This window comes from Nocardia sp. NPDC052112 (assembly GCF_040680135.1).
Classification (GTDB): domain Bacteria; phylum Actinomycetota; class Actinomycetes; order Mycobacteriales; family Mycobacteriaceae; genus Nocardia.
The window spans coordinates 171,641-185,345 of sequence record NZ_JBFAWD010000012.1; the positions used below are offsets into that span (position 1 = coordinate 171,641).

General features: G+C 65.4%; 12 protein-coding genes. 5 read left to right on the top strand and 7 right to left on the bottom strand.

Going from position 1 to position 13,705, the window contains the following annotated elements; translation table 11 throughout:
* Nucleotides 1-106: 106 nt before the first annotated feature.
* On the top strand, nucleotides 107-1,066 hold the full coding sequence (locus AB0L58_RS24045; RefSeq protein ID WP_364389829.1) for an MBL fold metallo-hydrolase: 960 nt from the start codon (nucleotides 107-109) through the stop codon (nucleotides 1,064-1,066).
* A 20-nt stretch (nucleotides 1,067-1,086) separates the two neighbouring features.
* Here AB0L58_RS24045 and AB0L58_RS24050 read toward each other — a convergent pair whose 3' ends face one another.
* Together AB0L58_RS24050 and AB0L58_RS24055 are read right to left on the bottom strand one after the other, a co-directional pair.
* Nucleotides 1,087-1,725 carry a Uma2 family endonuclease gene (locus tag AB0L58_RS24050; RefSeq protein ID WP_364389830.1) on the bottom strand — a complete coding sequence of 213 codons (639 nt, stop codon included), beginning with the start codon at nucleotides 1,723-1,725 and terminating at the stop codon, nucleotides 1,087-1,089.
* A 150-nt stretch (nucleotides 1,726-1,875) separates the two neighbouring features.
* Nucleotides 1,876-2,850: a nitronate monooxygenase gene (locus AB0L58_RS24055; RefSeq protein ID WP_364389831.1), complete on the bottom strand. Its 975-nt coding sequence runs from the start codon at nucleotides 2,848-2,850 to the stop codon at nucleotides 1,876-1,878.
* A 337-nt stretch (nucleotides 2,851-3,187) separates the two neighbouring features.
* On the opposite strand from AB0L58_RS24055, the gene fadD5 reads away from it, so the two are divergent.
* Nucleotides 3,188-4,759 carry a fatty-acid--CoA ligase FadD5 gene (fadD5, locus tag AB0L58_RS24060; RefSeq protein WP_364389832.1) on the top strand — a complete coding sequence of 524 codons (1,572 nt, stop codon included), beginning with the start codon at nucleotides 3,188-3,190 and terminating at the stop codon, nucleotides 4,757-4,759.
* Between the two features lie 70 nt (nucleotides 4,760-4,829).
* Here the strand turns inward: fadD5 and AB0L58_RS24065 are convergent, their stop codons facing one another.
* Nucleotides 4,830-5,438 (bottom strand): TetR/AcrR family transcriptional regulator, encoded by a 609-nt coding sequence (locus AB0L58_RS24065; protein ID WP_364389834.1) that lies wholly within the window; start codon nucleotides 5,436-5,438, stop codon nucleotides 4,830-4,832.
* Between the two features lie 120 nt (nucleotides 5,439-5,558).
* On the opposite strand from AB0L58_RS24065, the gene AB0L58_RS24070 reads away from it, so the two are divergent.
* Nucleotides 5,559-6,263 (top strand): methyltransferase domain-containing protein, encoded by a 705-nt coding sequence (locus AB0L58_RS24070; protein WP_364389835.1) that lies wholly within the window; start codon nucleotides 5,559-5,561, stop codon nucleotides 6,261-6,263.
* A gap of 1 nt (nucleotide 6,264) precedes the next feature.
* Here the strand turns inward: AB0L58_RS24070 and AB0L58_RS24075 are convergent, their stop codons facing one another.
* Nucleotides 6,265-8,637, bottom strand: coding sequence for a lysylphosphatidylglycerol synthase transmembrane domain-containing protein (locus AB0L58_RS24075; protein ID WP_364389836.1), 2,373 nt, complete (start codon nucleotides 8,635-8,637; stop codon nucleotides 6,265-6,267).
* A 391-nt stretch (nucleotides 8,638-9,028) separates the two neighbouring features.
* Between AB0L58_RS24075 and AB0L58_RS24080 the strand changes: the two genes are divergently transcribed.
* On the top strand, nucleotides 9,029-9,877 hold the full coding sequence (locus AB0L58_RS24080) for an SDR family NAD(P)-dependent oxidoreductase (protein WP_364389837.1): 849 nt from the start codon (nucleotides 9,029-9,031) through the stop codon (nucleotides 9,875-9,877).
* Between the two features lies 1 nt (nucleotide 9,878).
* Here AB0L58_RS24080 and AB0L58_RS24085 read toward each other — a convergent pair whose 3' ends face one another.
* Together AB0L58_RS24085 and AB0L58_RS24090 are read right to left on the bottom strand one after the other, a co-directional pair.
* Nucleotides 9,879-10,646, bottom strand: a complete 768-nt coding sequence (locus AB0L58_RS24085) for an SDR family oxidoreductase (RefSeq protein ID WP_364389838.1) — start codon at nucleotides 10,644-10,646, stop codon at nucleotides 9,879-9,881.
* Entirely contained in the window at nucleotides 10,630-11,385 is a 756-nt protein-coding gene (locus AB0L58_RS24090) for a 2OG-Fe(II) oxygenase family protein (RefSeq protein WP_364389839.1), read from the bottom strand. The genes AB0L58_RS24085 and AB0L58_RS24090 overlap by 17 nt, the downstream gene beginning before the upstream one ends.
* Before the next feature lie 93 nt (nucleotides 11,386-11,478).
* On the opposite strand from AB0L58_RS24090, the gene AB0L58_RS24095 reads away from it, so the two are divergent.
* A complete protein-coding gene (locus AB0L58_RS24095; RefSeq protein WP_364389840.1) occupies nucleotides 11,479-12,078 on the top strand; it encodes a GDSL-type esterase/lipase family protein in 600 nt (199 codons plus the stop codon).
* A gap of 134 nt (nucleotides 12,079-12,212) precedes the next feature.
* Here AB0L58_RS24095 and AB0L58_RS24100 read toward each other — a convergent pair whose 3' ends face one another.
* The gene (locus tag AB0L58_RS24100; protein ID WP_364389841.1) at nucleotides 12,213-13,697 is read right to left on the bottom strand and encodes an AarF/ABC1/UbiB kinase family protein; all 1,485 of its coding nucleotides are present in this window, start codon (nucleotides 13,695-13,697) and stop codon (nucleotides 12,213-12,215) included.
* Nucleotides 13,698-13,705: the final 8 nt, after the last annotated feature.

Sequence of the window (13,705 nt, forward strand, 5' to 3'; positions counted from 1 at the left end):
GTGCGATCAAGGTGTCCTTCGATCGCGAGCAGGCGGGTGAAATGTCCGGAATTGTCCTGCATACCCGGTTCTTTCGCGGTTTGCGGTGATCGCTTACGGTGGCACCGTGCCCGAATTCGGAACCGAGCGGACGCCCATCCTGCCGACCGTGCTGCGCTGCTGCACCGCACTGGCGGCCACACCGGGGCGACTGCTGCGTCCGCGTCGTCCCGATACCGCGTTGCTGGCCGGTCTGGAGCCGGTCCCGCTGCCACAGACCAAGGTGACGGTTGGGCTCACCGTCCTGATGCAGGCTCGTATGGCCGCTCCCACCGCGATTGTCGCGGAGGGCGTGCGCAGCCTGCGCGAATTGCCGATGACGATGTCGGCCTATCTGATCGAACATCCGAAGGCTCGATTCCTGGTCGATCCGGCCCTGTGCGCTGGTGTGCACGATCGGGTGCTGCCCGAACTGCCGTTCCCGATTCCACTGCTGGTCGCGCCCGATAAGCCGGTGCTCGGGCTCTCGGACGCGCTGGCCGCCCGCGATATCGCCGTCGATGCGATCGATTTCGTCCTGCCGACCCATCTGCACTGGGATCACATCTCCGGCCTGCTGGAACTGCCCGATTCCGTCACTATCCGACTCCCCGCCGTCGAACGCGCCTGGGCACTCGACGGCCCGCATGCCCCCGTCGGTGTTGCCCGCGGACCGCTGCGCGGTCGCACCTTCGACACCTTCGAACTCGACGGCCCGCCGGTGCTCACCTTCCCGCGCAGCCTGGACCTGTTCGACGACGGTTCGGTGCTGCTCGTCGATCTCGCCGGACATACCCCGGGCAGTATCGGCGTCCTGCTCGCGGTCGACGACGGCACCCGGGTATTGCTCGCGGGCGACGCGGTGTGGAACAAACTGCAGATCCAGCTGATCCGCGAAAAGGCACCCATGCCCGGCCAACTCTTCGATGCCGACCGCGACGCCACCTTCGCCACCATCCACCGCTTACACGCCCTACCCGACGGCATCGAAATCGTCGCGGCCCACGACTATGCCGCCGTCGAGGCACTGGCAACGCGACAGCGGTAACCCGCCTGATCGCGGCAAATTCAGTCGATGCCCTCGTCGAGTTGCTGCCAAGTGGCGTGCACTTCGAACGGCACCAGCGAATCGATCGCCGCGGCGGAACCGTCGGATCGGCTGCGGTGACCGGCCGAGACGTATTCCCCAGCCGAGTTGAGCGTCAGCATTTCGATCGAGACCGCAGGACCGTCCTCATTGGCCATCCGGACGATCCAGTAGTGCTGGATCCCGAACCGGGCATACTCGGCGCGTTTGTCGACCAGGTCAGCCGTGATCGTGGTCGGCGAGACGACTTCGACCACTAGCACGGTGTCTGCTGCTGTCGGCTTCATCCGCCATTTCGGCCGAGGCTCATCGATGCGGCGGTAGACAATCATGTCCGGCCGCTTGTAGTGGAAGGGAACCTCCGAGACCAGCATGTCCACATCCCGGTTGACCCGCAGGCACGGCTCCGCCGAACCGCGTTTGGCATGGCCGTCCAGCAGTACCCGTTCGATATTGCGTGCTATCGCATTGTGATTCGGCGAGGCCGATTCGCAGTGGATGATCATCCCGTCTTTGATCTCGACATTGCGTGCGATGTCCTCGGGCATAGACAGGTAATCGTCTATATCCACCGGCAGGATGTAAGTCTTCGGCAGAGACCAGTCGAACGCTTCGGACACGATGACCGTCCTTTGGTTGGTAGTCGACGTCATCGTATGTCAGCGTGCGGGGCCGATCGGTCGCAGTCACCCCCGATGGACTGCGCCGAACGGTCCGAGTACGAGACGAGCCCCCGGGGCGGCCCGGGGGCTCGTAACGGGTGGCCGCGCTCAGGCGACCACCTTCTCCGCGAGCCGCGCGGTGATCAGTTCCTCCGCCTCGGCGACCATTCGGCCGATCAGTTCGGCGCAGGACGGGATGTCATGGATGAGGCCCTGGGCCAGGCCCGCGGACCAGATGCCCGCATCGAGGTCGCCCTCGTCGAAGACGCGTCGTCCGCGCGCACCCGCGACCAGATCGCGGACATCGTCGAAAGTGCCACCGGCCTTTTCGATTTCGACGACCTTGCGGCTGATCTCGTTGTCCGCTACGCGCGCGGTATTGCGCATGGTCCGGAAGATCAGCTGGGTGTCGAGTTCGGAGTTGGCGACGATCTTCTCCTTGACCTTCTGGTCGATCGCCGACTCCTGGGTGCACAGGAAGCGGGTGCCCATATTGACGCCGTCGGCACCGAGAGCGAGCGCGGCGACCAGACCGCTGGCATCGGCGATACCGCCGGAGGCGATCATCGGAATGTCGAGCACTCGTGCGGCGGCCGGGATCAGGATCAGCCCGGGGATATCGTCTTCGCCCGGATGTCCGGCACATTCGAAACCATCGATGCTGACACCGTCGACCCCGATCTTCTGCGCTTTCAACGCATGCCGCACGCTGGTGCACTTGTGCAGCACCTTGATACCGGCCGCTCGGTAGTACGGCAGGAAGGGCTCCGGATTGCTGCCCGCGGTCTCGACGATCTCGATACCGCTGTCGATGATCGCCTGCACATATTCCGCATATGGCGGCGGATTGATCGACGGCAGGATCGTGACGTTCACGCCGAACGGTTTATCGGTCAACTCCCGGGTCCGTTCGATCTCCTTGCGCAGGTCGTCAGGGGTGGGCTGGGTGAGTGCGGTGATGAAGCCGAGCCCGCCGGCGTTGGCGACGGCCGCGACGAGACCGGCGCGGCCGACATGCATCATGCCGCCCTGCACGATCGGGTGTTCGACGCCGAATATCTCGGTGAACCTGGTACGCAGCATTGCGCCTTCTCCTATGCGTTGCGGGGCGTGCCAGTGGCGCCCATACGCAGTGATGGTGACATGGGAATCATCCGCTGTTCAACTCATAAGTAAGCCGGGATTCGCATCGTATGCCCCTCTGAACGTGTACTGAATCTCGAGAAGGTGCTGATGATGGCTGGTATATATGCAGCTAGATGCGATTTTCGGCCTGAGGTATCCGCGTTGAGACGATTAACAGCGGTTCATATCTTGGTGTGTTGCCGCGACAATAAGTTAGTTGTTATTCTGCTCTCAGTTCAGCCCACCGGCGCTGTCGGACCCACCGGCGCGTGGTTGGCGGTCCGAGAGGAGTGGCATGACCACCGGTGCACAGGCGCTCGACGAGCCGATCAGGTCGCGGCGCAACCACTGGAACAACCAGATCGCATCGCATGCGCAGATGCGCCCGGACGCGGTCGCCGTGCGGTTCCGTGGTGTGGACACCACCTGGCGGCAGTTGCACGAGCGCTCGCTGAAGTTCGCCGACGCGCTCGCCCGCCGCGGCATCGGCTTCGGCGACCGGGTGCTGATCCTGGCGCTGAACTATCCCGAATACCTCGAGGCCGTCTTCGGCATCAACGCACTCGGCGCCATCGCGGTCCCGGTGAACTTCCGGCTCACCCCGCCCGAGGTCGCCTATATCGTCAGCGATTGCGGCGCCAAGGCGATCGTCACCGACACGATGCTGCAGCCGTTGGCCACCGCCGTGCAGGGCCAGGCGCCCGAGCTGGCGACCTGCATCGTGATCGGCGGCCAGACCACCGATTCGGTGCTCGGCTACGACGATGTGCTTGCCGAGGACGGCGAACCACATACGCCGCTCGACCTTCCCGAGGACACCCCCGCGCTGATCATGTACACCTCGGGCACCACCGGCAGTCCGAAGGGCGCGGTGCTCTCCCACGCGAATATGAATGCCCAAGCGCTGACCTGCATTCGGGCCACGGAGATCGGTACCGATTCGGTCGGCTTCTGCACCTCACCGCTGTTCCATATCGCCGGACTCGGCAGTCTCGCACCGTATTTCGTGCTCGGCGCCAAGACCGTGCTGCATCCGCTCGGTGCGTTCGATCCCACCGAATTCCTCGACGCCGTCGAACGCGAGCAGGCCACCACCGCCTTCTGTGTGCCCGCGCAGTGGCAGCTGATCTGCGAGGAGCCGAGCGTCAAGCAACGCAAGCTCGCGCTGAAGGTGCTCAGCTGGGGTGCGGCTCCGGCCTCGGATACCGTGCTGCGGGCCATGGCCGACTGCTTCCCGGACGCGGTCAATGTCGCGGTCTTCGGCCAGACCGAGATGTCGCCCATCACCTGTGTGCTCGAGGGGAAGGACGCGATCCGCAAGCTCGGTTCGGTCGGCAAGCCCATTCCGACCATCCAGGCCCGCGTCGTCGACGATGAGATGAACAATGTCGCGCCCGGTGCGATCGGCGAAATCGTCTATCGCGGACCGACTCTCATGCAGGGCTACTGGAATAAGCCGGAGGCGACCGCCGAAGCCTTCGCCGGTGGCTGGTTCCACTCCGGTGACCTGGTCCGCGCGGACGAGGAGGGCTTCCTGTGGGTGGTCGACCGCAAGAAGGACATGATCATCTCCGGCGGCGAGAACATCTACTGCGCGGAGGTGGAGAATGTGCTTTTCGCACATCCGAAGATCCGCGAGGCCGCGGTGGTCGGGCGGGCGCACGAGAAGTGGGGTGAAGTGCCGGTCGCCGTTGTCGCCCTTACCGATCCGGATGCCGAACTGACCCTCGACGAGCTGGCGCCGTTCCTCAACGAGAACCTGGCCCGCTACAAGCATCCCAAGGATCTGGTGATCGTGGCCGAGCTGCCGCGCAATGCCAGCGGCAAGGTCGTGAAAGTGCAGCTGCGCAAGGACTATTCGTCCTGAGTTCGCCGGAATCGAAGACATCGGCGGCGCCGCTCGAGCGCCGGAGCTGATCGGCACCTCGGTATGACGATCAGCCGCCTGCGTGGCTGATCCGTCCGGTGTGCGATACCCGGCTCGTCAGGCCGGGGCCGATCAGATCTTCAAGGCGACGGTAGGTTTCGGCCGCGGGCAGCGGTGGTTCCGCATCCGCGATCGAGCCGAGCAGGCCGACGACGCCCCAGGACAGGAAGGTCATCGTCACCGCGAATTCGTCGTCGTCCATCTCGAGTCGACCCGAAAGCTGTTCGGTGAGGATTTCTTCCACCATGCGCCGCGTCGAGCGCAGCAGCACTCCGGTCGCCCGGCGACCCAGCAGCGCCCGATAGACCTCAGGATTCGCCGCTGCCAGCCGGAACAGCGTGTACAGCGGCGCGAGCGGTTCCGAATGGTGCGGCGCGCCCGGATCATGCACGGCCGATCCGGCATCCGCGACCGCCGCGCGCAGGTACTCGGTGCTGCTGACCAACAGCAGATCGTCCTTGTCGCGGAAGTGCGCGTAGAAGGTGGAACGTCCGACGTCGGCGCGATTCAGAATGTCCTGCAATGTGATCCGGTCATAGCCGCATTCGATCATCAGCTCGATCAGCGCGCGGTGCAGCAGGCTCTTGGTGCGACGCACCCGGCGATCGGTGCTGGTCATCGGCATCCTCCGAACGCGAATACTGCGTTTCCGTACAGATTGTGCGAATCCGTTCAGAACGGCACGATATCCGCACTTTTGCTTCTGGTCGATCCGGTTATCTGGTCCGATTATGAACTCATGACCGGAAACGTACAACCGTCCAATAAAGTACATGCCGACCGAAACTCCGAGGTCGGCATTCTCATCACCAAACCGCGCGGCTACCTCGCCGTGAAATCGGCCTTCCTGCTCGGCCGGGTCGGGAGTCTGAACGCTCGACTCGTCGAGCTGAGCGGTGTCGCCGCGGGTGATCATGCCGTCGACATCGGCTGCGGTCCCGGCCAACTCGTCCGGGCACTCGGCGATCGGGTCGGACCGTCCGGTCGAGTGATCGGTATCGACCCGTCCCCGGAGATGATCGATTACGCGAATAGCCGCGCCACCCCCAACTGTCGTTTCGAAGGCGGCGCCGCCCAGTCGCTGACTTTGCCCGATGCCTCGGTCGATGTGGTCACCTCGACCTTCGTCATGCATCACATTCCGGAGGCACAACGTACGGCGGCACTGGGACAGATGTTCCGGGTGCTGCGTCCCGGCGGCCGACTGCTGCTCGCCGACACCCACCCGACCGGAAAGGTGCTGCCAGCGGCGGTTCGGCTCATGTCCCGATTCGCCGCGCGCCGCACCGACGACCCGCACGCGCCGGGACACCATGCGGACCCACTGGCGGTCATCGACATTCGCCGCTATCGAGAAGCGTTGCGGGCCGCCGGATTCGGAACGGTCGACTTCACCACGATCCCCCCGACGACCGGCGTACTGGTGGCTACCAAGGACGCCTGATTCAGATCATGTCCTTCGATGTCATCCAGCGCATGGTGAACCAGCCGCAGAAAACCGGCAGCCAGCAGGTGAGCACGCGGTAGAGCAGCACCGCAGGTACGGCAATGGTCGCGGGCAGGCCGAAGGCGCCGAGACCACCGATCAGTGCGGCCTCGACGGCGCCGACGCCACCGGGTGTCGGCGCGGCCGAGGCCAGGGTGCCGCCGATCATGGTGACGATGGTGACGGTGATGAAAGACGCGCCGCCACCGAACGCCTCGACACTGGCCCACAGCGCGAGCGCCTGGCCGATCGTGATGGCACCACAGCCGAGCACGATCACCGAGAAGCGCTTCGGATCCCGAGCCAGATCGCCGAGTTCGCCGAGCACTTCCTGCAACTGCGGACGCACCGAATTGCTCAGCCAGCGACGCAGTTTCGGCACGAACATGAAGGTGCCGATAATGCCGACCCCCACACCCGCGGCCAGATAGAGCACGGTGGCGTCGGGTACCAAATGCGACAGATTCGCCGAGGTACCCGCCGCCACGCTGAACAGGATCAACAGACTGATGTGGGTGATCACCTGCACGGCCTGCTGCAAGGTGACGGCGGCGGTGGCACGCACCGCGCCGAGTCCGCCCTTCTGCAGGAAGCGCACGCTCAAGGCCAGCCCGCCGACCCGTGCCGGGGTAGTGGTGGCGGCAAAGGTATTGGCGATCTGCATGATCACCAGATTGCGGAAGCTGACCAGGCGCGACGCGCAGGCCCACAGCGCGGCCGCCGCACCCACATACGTCAGCGCCGAGACCGCCAATCCGAGCAGCGCCCACCACCAGTTGGCGGTCCGCAGCTGTGAGAAGAAGGTCGGCACTGCGCTGATGAACGGATAGGCGACATAGACCAGCCCGATCAGCAGCACCAGTTGGATGATCTGGTTGCGGCTGAACCGGGTGATCTGCTCGGCCTCGATCTTGTCCTGCCCGGTCTGTTTGCGCACTTCGTCGCGTGCCGCAGCGACCACCTCGCCCCAGTCCGGAATCGACTTCTTGATTCCGGCGGGCATGGCGGACTTGGTGAGTCGACTCGCCGCGGTCAGCACCGTCTGCTCGCCGAGCGTATCGATGGCGGTGCGCACCGCGGCTTCCCTGCCGAATATCGCCGTGGTCGAGACCAGCAACTGCGCGACATCGGACTGTCGCTGCTTATCGGACGCGCCGAATTCCGCATTGACGAAACCGTTGAACAGCGTGGCGCCGTTCTCGATTCGGATCTCGGCGGGCCGCAGATCGCCGTGCGAGATCTGGGCGCAGTGCAGGGCGGCCAGCGATTTCCACACGCCGGCGAGCTCATCGTCGGAGGTTTCGTCGAGCGGCTTACCGCGAGGCATGGTGTGCGCGTACAGCATCCAGCCCCGCTCGAGTGCCGCGACGGCGACCTGTTGTACGGCGGCCAGGCCCAATTCGCCGACGGCGATGGCCAGCAGCGCGCGGTGTTCGACGGCACGGTGCATGGATCCGTGCAGTGCCGCGGTTTCGCTGGTGCGGAAGGTGAGCCAGCGCCACAGCTGGCGCAGCGCACCGAAACTGCGCTGATTCTTACCGAACAGCTCGACAATCAACTCGCGCTCGGGACCATCGATGGCCGCGGCGAGCACCAGCGGACCGCGGCCGGCAGGATGCAAGACGGTGAATGCGGTGACGGTATGTCCGCGCCTGGCCAGCACCCGCACCGCCGCATCCAGCGGCACCTCCAGTGCCGGTGTGCCGACGACGAGCACGATCACCGCGCCGACCAACCAGCCGACCGCGAGCCCGAACATGGCCCGTGCGGGCACCACGGTGCTGACTACCAAGTGGATCGGTGCGAATGCCAGCAGCAGGAACCACAGCCAGCGCCGCGGCCGAGTCGGCAGCCACGGACTGGATACGGTCAGCACCGCGGCGAGCATGGCGATCCAGCGCGGATCGTCCAGGAATTGCGACAGGAAGGTATCGAGCCGATCCGGCACCTGCAGATGCCACTGCGGCGCGGACAATCCCGTCCCGGTGATCGATAGCAGCAGGCCCGCCACCAATCCCGCGGCCGCATAGCCCGCGAGCAGCTTCCACTGCCTGCTGATGATCAATTCGATGAGGATCGCGAACGGCAGGGCCAGAATCGCCATCCCGTAGACCAGGTACACCAGATTGGACTGGTCCGGATTGAGGAACCCGACGATATTCGAGACCGAACGCTCCAGCGCCAGCCACTCCGGCCGGGTGATCAGCGAGGCGGCGACGACCACGCCGACCCATAGTGCCGCGAGTACGACACGGATGATGTCACTGGTCCGCCGGATCAGCGGTTGCAGCAGGCTCCCGGTAACCGGGATATCCCGCCCATCGACTCGCATCGCTCCTCCGCCTCCCCGGGCTCCTCCGCCTCCCCGGGCCTTTTGCCGGTCGTGGGTTGGCCATAACCTACCGTTGCGGGCCGGCGGTTCTCGGGATGGCTGAGTTCTGGGCGTCCCCGGCGAGTTACCCATGTGCTCATCCGCCTCCCCGAACCTTCGGCCGGCCGTTGGGTGCCGCGAGAGTTTCGTCGCGGGCCGACAGTCGGTGAGTAGCTGAGTTCTGGGGGTTCCCGGGGAGTTACCCATGTTCTTACTAGATCAACTGTTGCGTTGGCAGCACGATACACAGCAGCCCGATGGTGCCGACTTACCGGTCAGTAGACGGCCTTGCCGAATCTGGGTAAGCCGATGAGGATCAGGACGAATCAGCCAACGGCTCGGAAGGCAGGACATGGCAGCACAGGATCTATCCGGGAAGACGGTGGTGGTGACCGGCGCCAGTTCCGGCATCGGCGCCGAGGCCGCGGCGAAGCTGGTGGCGCGCGGTGCGACTGTCGCGGTGGTCGGGCGCTCGCCGGAGCGCACCGCCGAGGTGGCGGCGCGGGTCGGCGCGGAGCCGTTCATCGCCGATTTCGCTCGCTTCGACGAGGTGCGCAAACTTGCCGATCAGCTCCTCGACCGCTATCCGCGCATCGATGTGCTCGCCAATAACGCCGGTGGCGCGTGGGCGAAACGCACCGTCACCGATGACGGCAATGAGCTGACCTTCCAGGTCAATCACCTGTCACCGTTCCTGCTGACCGCCCTGCTGCTGGATCGGCTGGTGCAGTCGCAGGCCAGGGTGGTCAATACCGCGAGCACGACCTATCGGATGGCGAAACTGGACCTCGACACCGTCAACGCATCGACCGGCTCGTTCAATCAGCTCGGCGCCTACAGCACCTCCAAACTCGCCAATATCATCTTCACCAGGGAACTGGCCCGCCGCGCCGAGGGCACCGGGCTGGTCACCGCCGCATTCCATCCGGGCGTGGTCGCCACCCATGTCTACGACAATGCCCCGCTCGGGCTCGGCGCATTCATCCGCTCGCCGCTGTCGCGGCCCTTCTTCATCAGGGCTGATAAGGGCGCGGATCCGTTGGTGCACTTGGCGACAACATCGGACGAGATCAACGGCAAGTACTTCCACCGATTCAAGGTGGAGCCGCCGCGGAACAGGCAGGCGGTGGACGCCGAACTCGCGCAACGGCTTTGGACGATGTCCGAAGAGATCACCGGAACGACGGGTTCGGCGGAATAGGTCAGTGGGCGTCCGCACCGAGTGCGTGACGCCCACCTTCCTCCGCCACCGCGACGGTGAAGATTTCGCCGCTCATCTCGCCGCGATCGAGTTCGACAATGGCCCGCACCACCTGTTCGGTGACCACCGATGCGGGAAAACCATTGGGTGCGATCGCATTCGCGCGCACTCCGAACTCATCGAATTCGGCCGCGATATGCCGGGTCAGGTGGTTGAGCGCCGCCTTGGATGCCGCGTAGAGCGCCTGTCCGCCGGGGTCCACCCGCGATCCCGAAAGGCTGGAGACATTCACGACATTGCGATTGCGGGCCCGGTTCTCGTCCCCGGTATGCACCCAGCTCCGCTGCGCCAGACGCGTCGACAACCGCAGCGGCACGCCGACATTCAGCGCGAAATGGGGATCGAATTCGTCGAGCGCGGCGTCGCCGTCGACAATGCCGCGGGGCTGAAATCTGCTGTGCGCGGCATTGTTGACCAGCAGATCGATATGTCCGAACCGGGCGAGTGCGATATCGACGACGCGCTCGACCGCACCCGCCACCGTCAGATCGGCCTTGATCACGAATATCCGTGAAGCATTCTCCGGCACCGGCTTTTCCGGTTCGAAGGGGTCGACGAACCATTCGAGCTGGGACGGCGCGGCCGGGGTGCGATTGCGGCAGACCGCGATGATGTCGTAGTCGGTGTACAGGCCGCGGCAGAAGGTGTCACCCAGTGCGCCACCGGCCCCGGTCAACAGACATACCCGGCGTTCAGTGCCACTGTGCAATGCTGTCTCCTCCCCAGCGTCGCACCACATCTTCCTTCGGCCGGTGCAGCCACATCACTACGCTATTGCGCGCGGCGGCGTTATTGCCGACGAAGGTATGCCAGGAGCGCGGGGTGCACTCGAACACCAGCAGCGAATTGTCGAAGGGTGGCACCAGCACCGCGGGAACCGGATTCGCACCCAGATGCGCGTACAGGGCGGTCTCGCCACCATCGCCCGGCCGCCAGTCCGGATTGCCGAAATAGAACAGCACCGCGACCGCGCGCACCGTCTCGCGCGCGAAGAACTCCGGCGTCCGTGGCCCGGTCTTCGGATCCACGGTCCCGACCTCGCCCGGCGAACCCTCGAACCGGGCGGGATGCAAACCATTGTGCGGCGATCCAAACGGGCTCCCCGGCGGATGGTGGAGCACCGCCCCCTCGATATCACCCGTGGTAGCCACCCCCGAGACCCGGGCGATCAGGTCATGCCATTCCCGCGAGAGGAACAGCGCCAACGGCCCATCCCGCAGCCCCGCAAGCGATGCCCTGACCGCACCGTAATCCGCCGCCGATTCGAATGCCTCGGGCCGCTCCCGGCGCGCCCGCGCCAGCTCGTCGGCCAGCCGCCCGTAGAACTCGGGCACGAACACATCCCTGGCATAGATATGCGGAAACGGATCGACCCGGCGAATCCAGCGTCGATGCGCGAACAAATCGGTGAACCACGGCGGCCCCGCGGACTCGGCTACCCCTGTCAACGTCAAATCCCTCCCGAACAACCACGGCGATCCTAACGGCATATCGCGACCCGCGGTGGCCGGGATCTGGTGGCCGATTGCGAAGATCACCGAGTGTGGAATGACCTTCGTGTGTGCTTCATCGGCGATTCCTTCGTCGCGGGTGTCGGCGACCCCCAGTGCCTCGGCTGGGTGGGCCGCCTGGCCGCCGGGAGCTACGCGATCGGGCAGCCGCTCACCGCATACAACCTGGGTGTGCGGATGCAGACCTCGACCGAGATCCTCGGACGCTGGCAGGCCGAATGCGCGCCCCGCTTTCCGAACGGCTCCGATGCGCGCCTGGTCGTCTCGTTCGGCGTCAACGACACCACGCTGATCGACGGACGGCCCCGAGTGGCAGCCCAGCAATCGGCGGCCAACCTTTCCGAACTGCTCGCACAGTCCAGCGAGCGTGGAGTTCCAATCCTGGTCGTCGCGCCGCCGCCCATCGATGATGCCGAGCAGAATGCCAGGACTGCTGGACTCGACGGACATTTCGCCGACATCTGTGCCACAGCGGCGATTCCGTATGTGCGCGTCCATCAACCGCTGCGCGACAGCGCGGTATGGATGGGTGAGGTGCGCGCGGGTGACGGCGCACATCCCGGCGCGGCCGGTTACGACGAGTTGGCCGCGCTCATCCGTCCGCATTGGCGAGAGTGGTTGGCGCGCTGATCATTCCGGCCGGGTGCACACTGCCGAGGTGCCGATCGAGCCAACGTGCGGCGCCCGGCGCCGACGATGCTGTCTGAGACGCGATGTCTCGGGTCGTGCTTCCGTGGCGTCCGGGCAGGTCAGCGTAGTTGTGCTCAGCCGACGGACATGCGGCGCGCAGCCGATTCGGTCCGCTTGCGCCGAGCCACCGCCAGCTCGACCGGCATCGCGCTCGCGTCGACGGGCCGGGTGACCAACTCGTGTAGCGTCGGATGCCAGCGCCCGACCTCGTCGCGGAACGATCCCTCGGTCTCCAACTGACCGATCGCGCCGATCAGCGTCAGCATCGACCGCGCGAACGGGGTGAAGCGCGGGGGCATGGTGCCCTGGCGCAGGGCGTTCGACAGTCGCGGATTCGTCACCCGCAGTACCTGTTTGCGCAGCCAGCGCATGGTGAACCGGTAATTCGCATGTTTGAAGGGTTCGATGCACGGTGCGACCACATGGAACAGATCCTCGGCATCGAGTACCCGGCCTGGTTCGCAGAAGCCGTGCCGCCGTGCCGCCGCCTCCAGTTCCGCGGGCCCGCCGTTGAACAGCGCATCGCAGTAGTCGAAGGCGAATTCCTCGAAACCCTCGGTCGGCCACGGTGCGCAGGCCCCGAAGTCGACGATGCCGAGTCGCCCGTCCGGCAGCACCCGGAAATTGCCTGGATGCGGATCGCCGTAGAGCAGACCGCTGCGAATCCAACTCGATGCCATGAACCGAACGAGCTGCATGCCGACCCGATCCCGTTCGGCGCGGGTGCCGTCGGCGATGACGCGCGGCAGCGGCGTACCGTCCAGCCATTCGGTGACGAGCACATCGCCGCGCTGTTCGATCACCCGCGGAATGCGGAAATCCGGGTCGTCGGCGTAGGCCGCCGCGAAGACCCGTTGATATTCCGCCTCGGCCGCGTAGTCGAGTTCGTCGAGCACACTGGCGCAGATCGCCTCGGTCAAGCCCTTGACATCGGCACCGGGCACGAAAACCGTTGCCAGCATGGAGATCCGGCGTAGCTGATTCAGCTCGTTCGCGACCGCCTGCTTACCGCCGGGATACATCACCTTCACCGCGACGGGCGTACCGTCGCGCCACACGGCGCGGTGTACCTGGCCGAGCGAGGCCGCGGCCGCGCGCCGATCGTCGAACTCCCGGAAATACCAACGCCAATTCGCACCCATGCTGGCGGCCATCGCGGCGTGCACCGAACGCGGCAGCATGGCGGGTGCGGAATCCTGGAGTCGGCTCAGCGCGATTCTGTAGGGCTCGGCGAGATCCGGCGGCAGTGCGAGTTCGTAAATGGCAAGCAGCTGACCGAGTTTGGCGGCGCAGCCCTTCAGCTCGCCGAGCACCTCGAAGATGTGCTGTGCGGTGCGCATCTGGATTTCGCGATCGACCTCGGCGGCCGGTCGGCCCAGTGCGCGCTTACCGATACCCGCGGCCTGACGGCCCGCGAAGGCGACCGGCAGCGCTGCCAATTTCGCATTGCGAACCGCCGTGCGAACTGGGGGTTTACCGTTGGACCTCACCGCGAACCGGCGCGTGCGTCCGGTCGTCGAACTCTCGGCCGATCGACCCTCGCCACGCTGAATTGTCATGACTCACC

Coding starts and splice junctions, on each gene's coding strand:
- AB0L58_RS24080 (WP_364389837.1), top strand. CDS start 9,029: ATGGCAGCACAGGATCTATCCGGGAAGACGGTGGTGGTGACCGGCGCC.
- AB0L58_RS24075 (WP_364389836.1), bottom strand. CDS start 8,637: ATGCGAGTCGATGGGCGGGATATCCCGGTTACCGGGAGCCTGCTGCAA.
- AB0L58_RS24070 (WP_364389835.1), top strand. CDS start 5,559: ATGACCGGAAACGTACAACCGTCCAATAAAGTACATGCCGACCGAAAC.
- fadD5 (WP_364389832.1), top strand. CDS start 3,188: ATGACCACCGGTGCACAGGCGCTCGACGAGCCGATCAGGTCGCGGCGC.
- AB0L58_RS24100 (WP_364389841.1), bottom strand. CDS start 13,697: ATGACAATTCAGCGTGGCGAGGGTCGATCGGCCGAGAGTTCGACGACC.
- AB0L58_RS24065 (WP_364389834.1), bottom strand. CDS start 5,438: ATGACCAGCACCGATCGCCGGGTGCGTCGCACCAAGAGCCTGCTGCAC.
- AB0L58_RS24055 (WP_364389831.1), bottom strand. CDS start 2,850: ATGCTGCGTACCAGGTTCACCGAGATATTCGGCGTCGAACACCCGATC.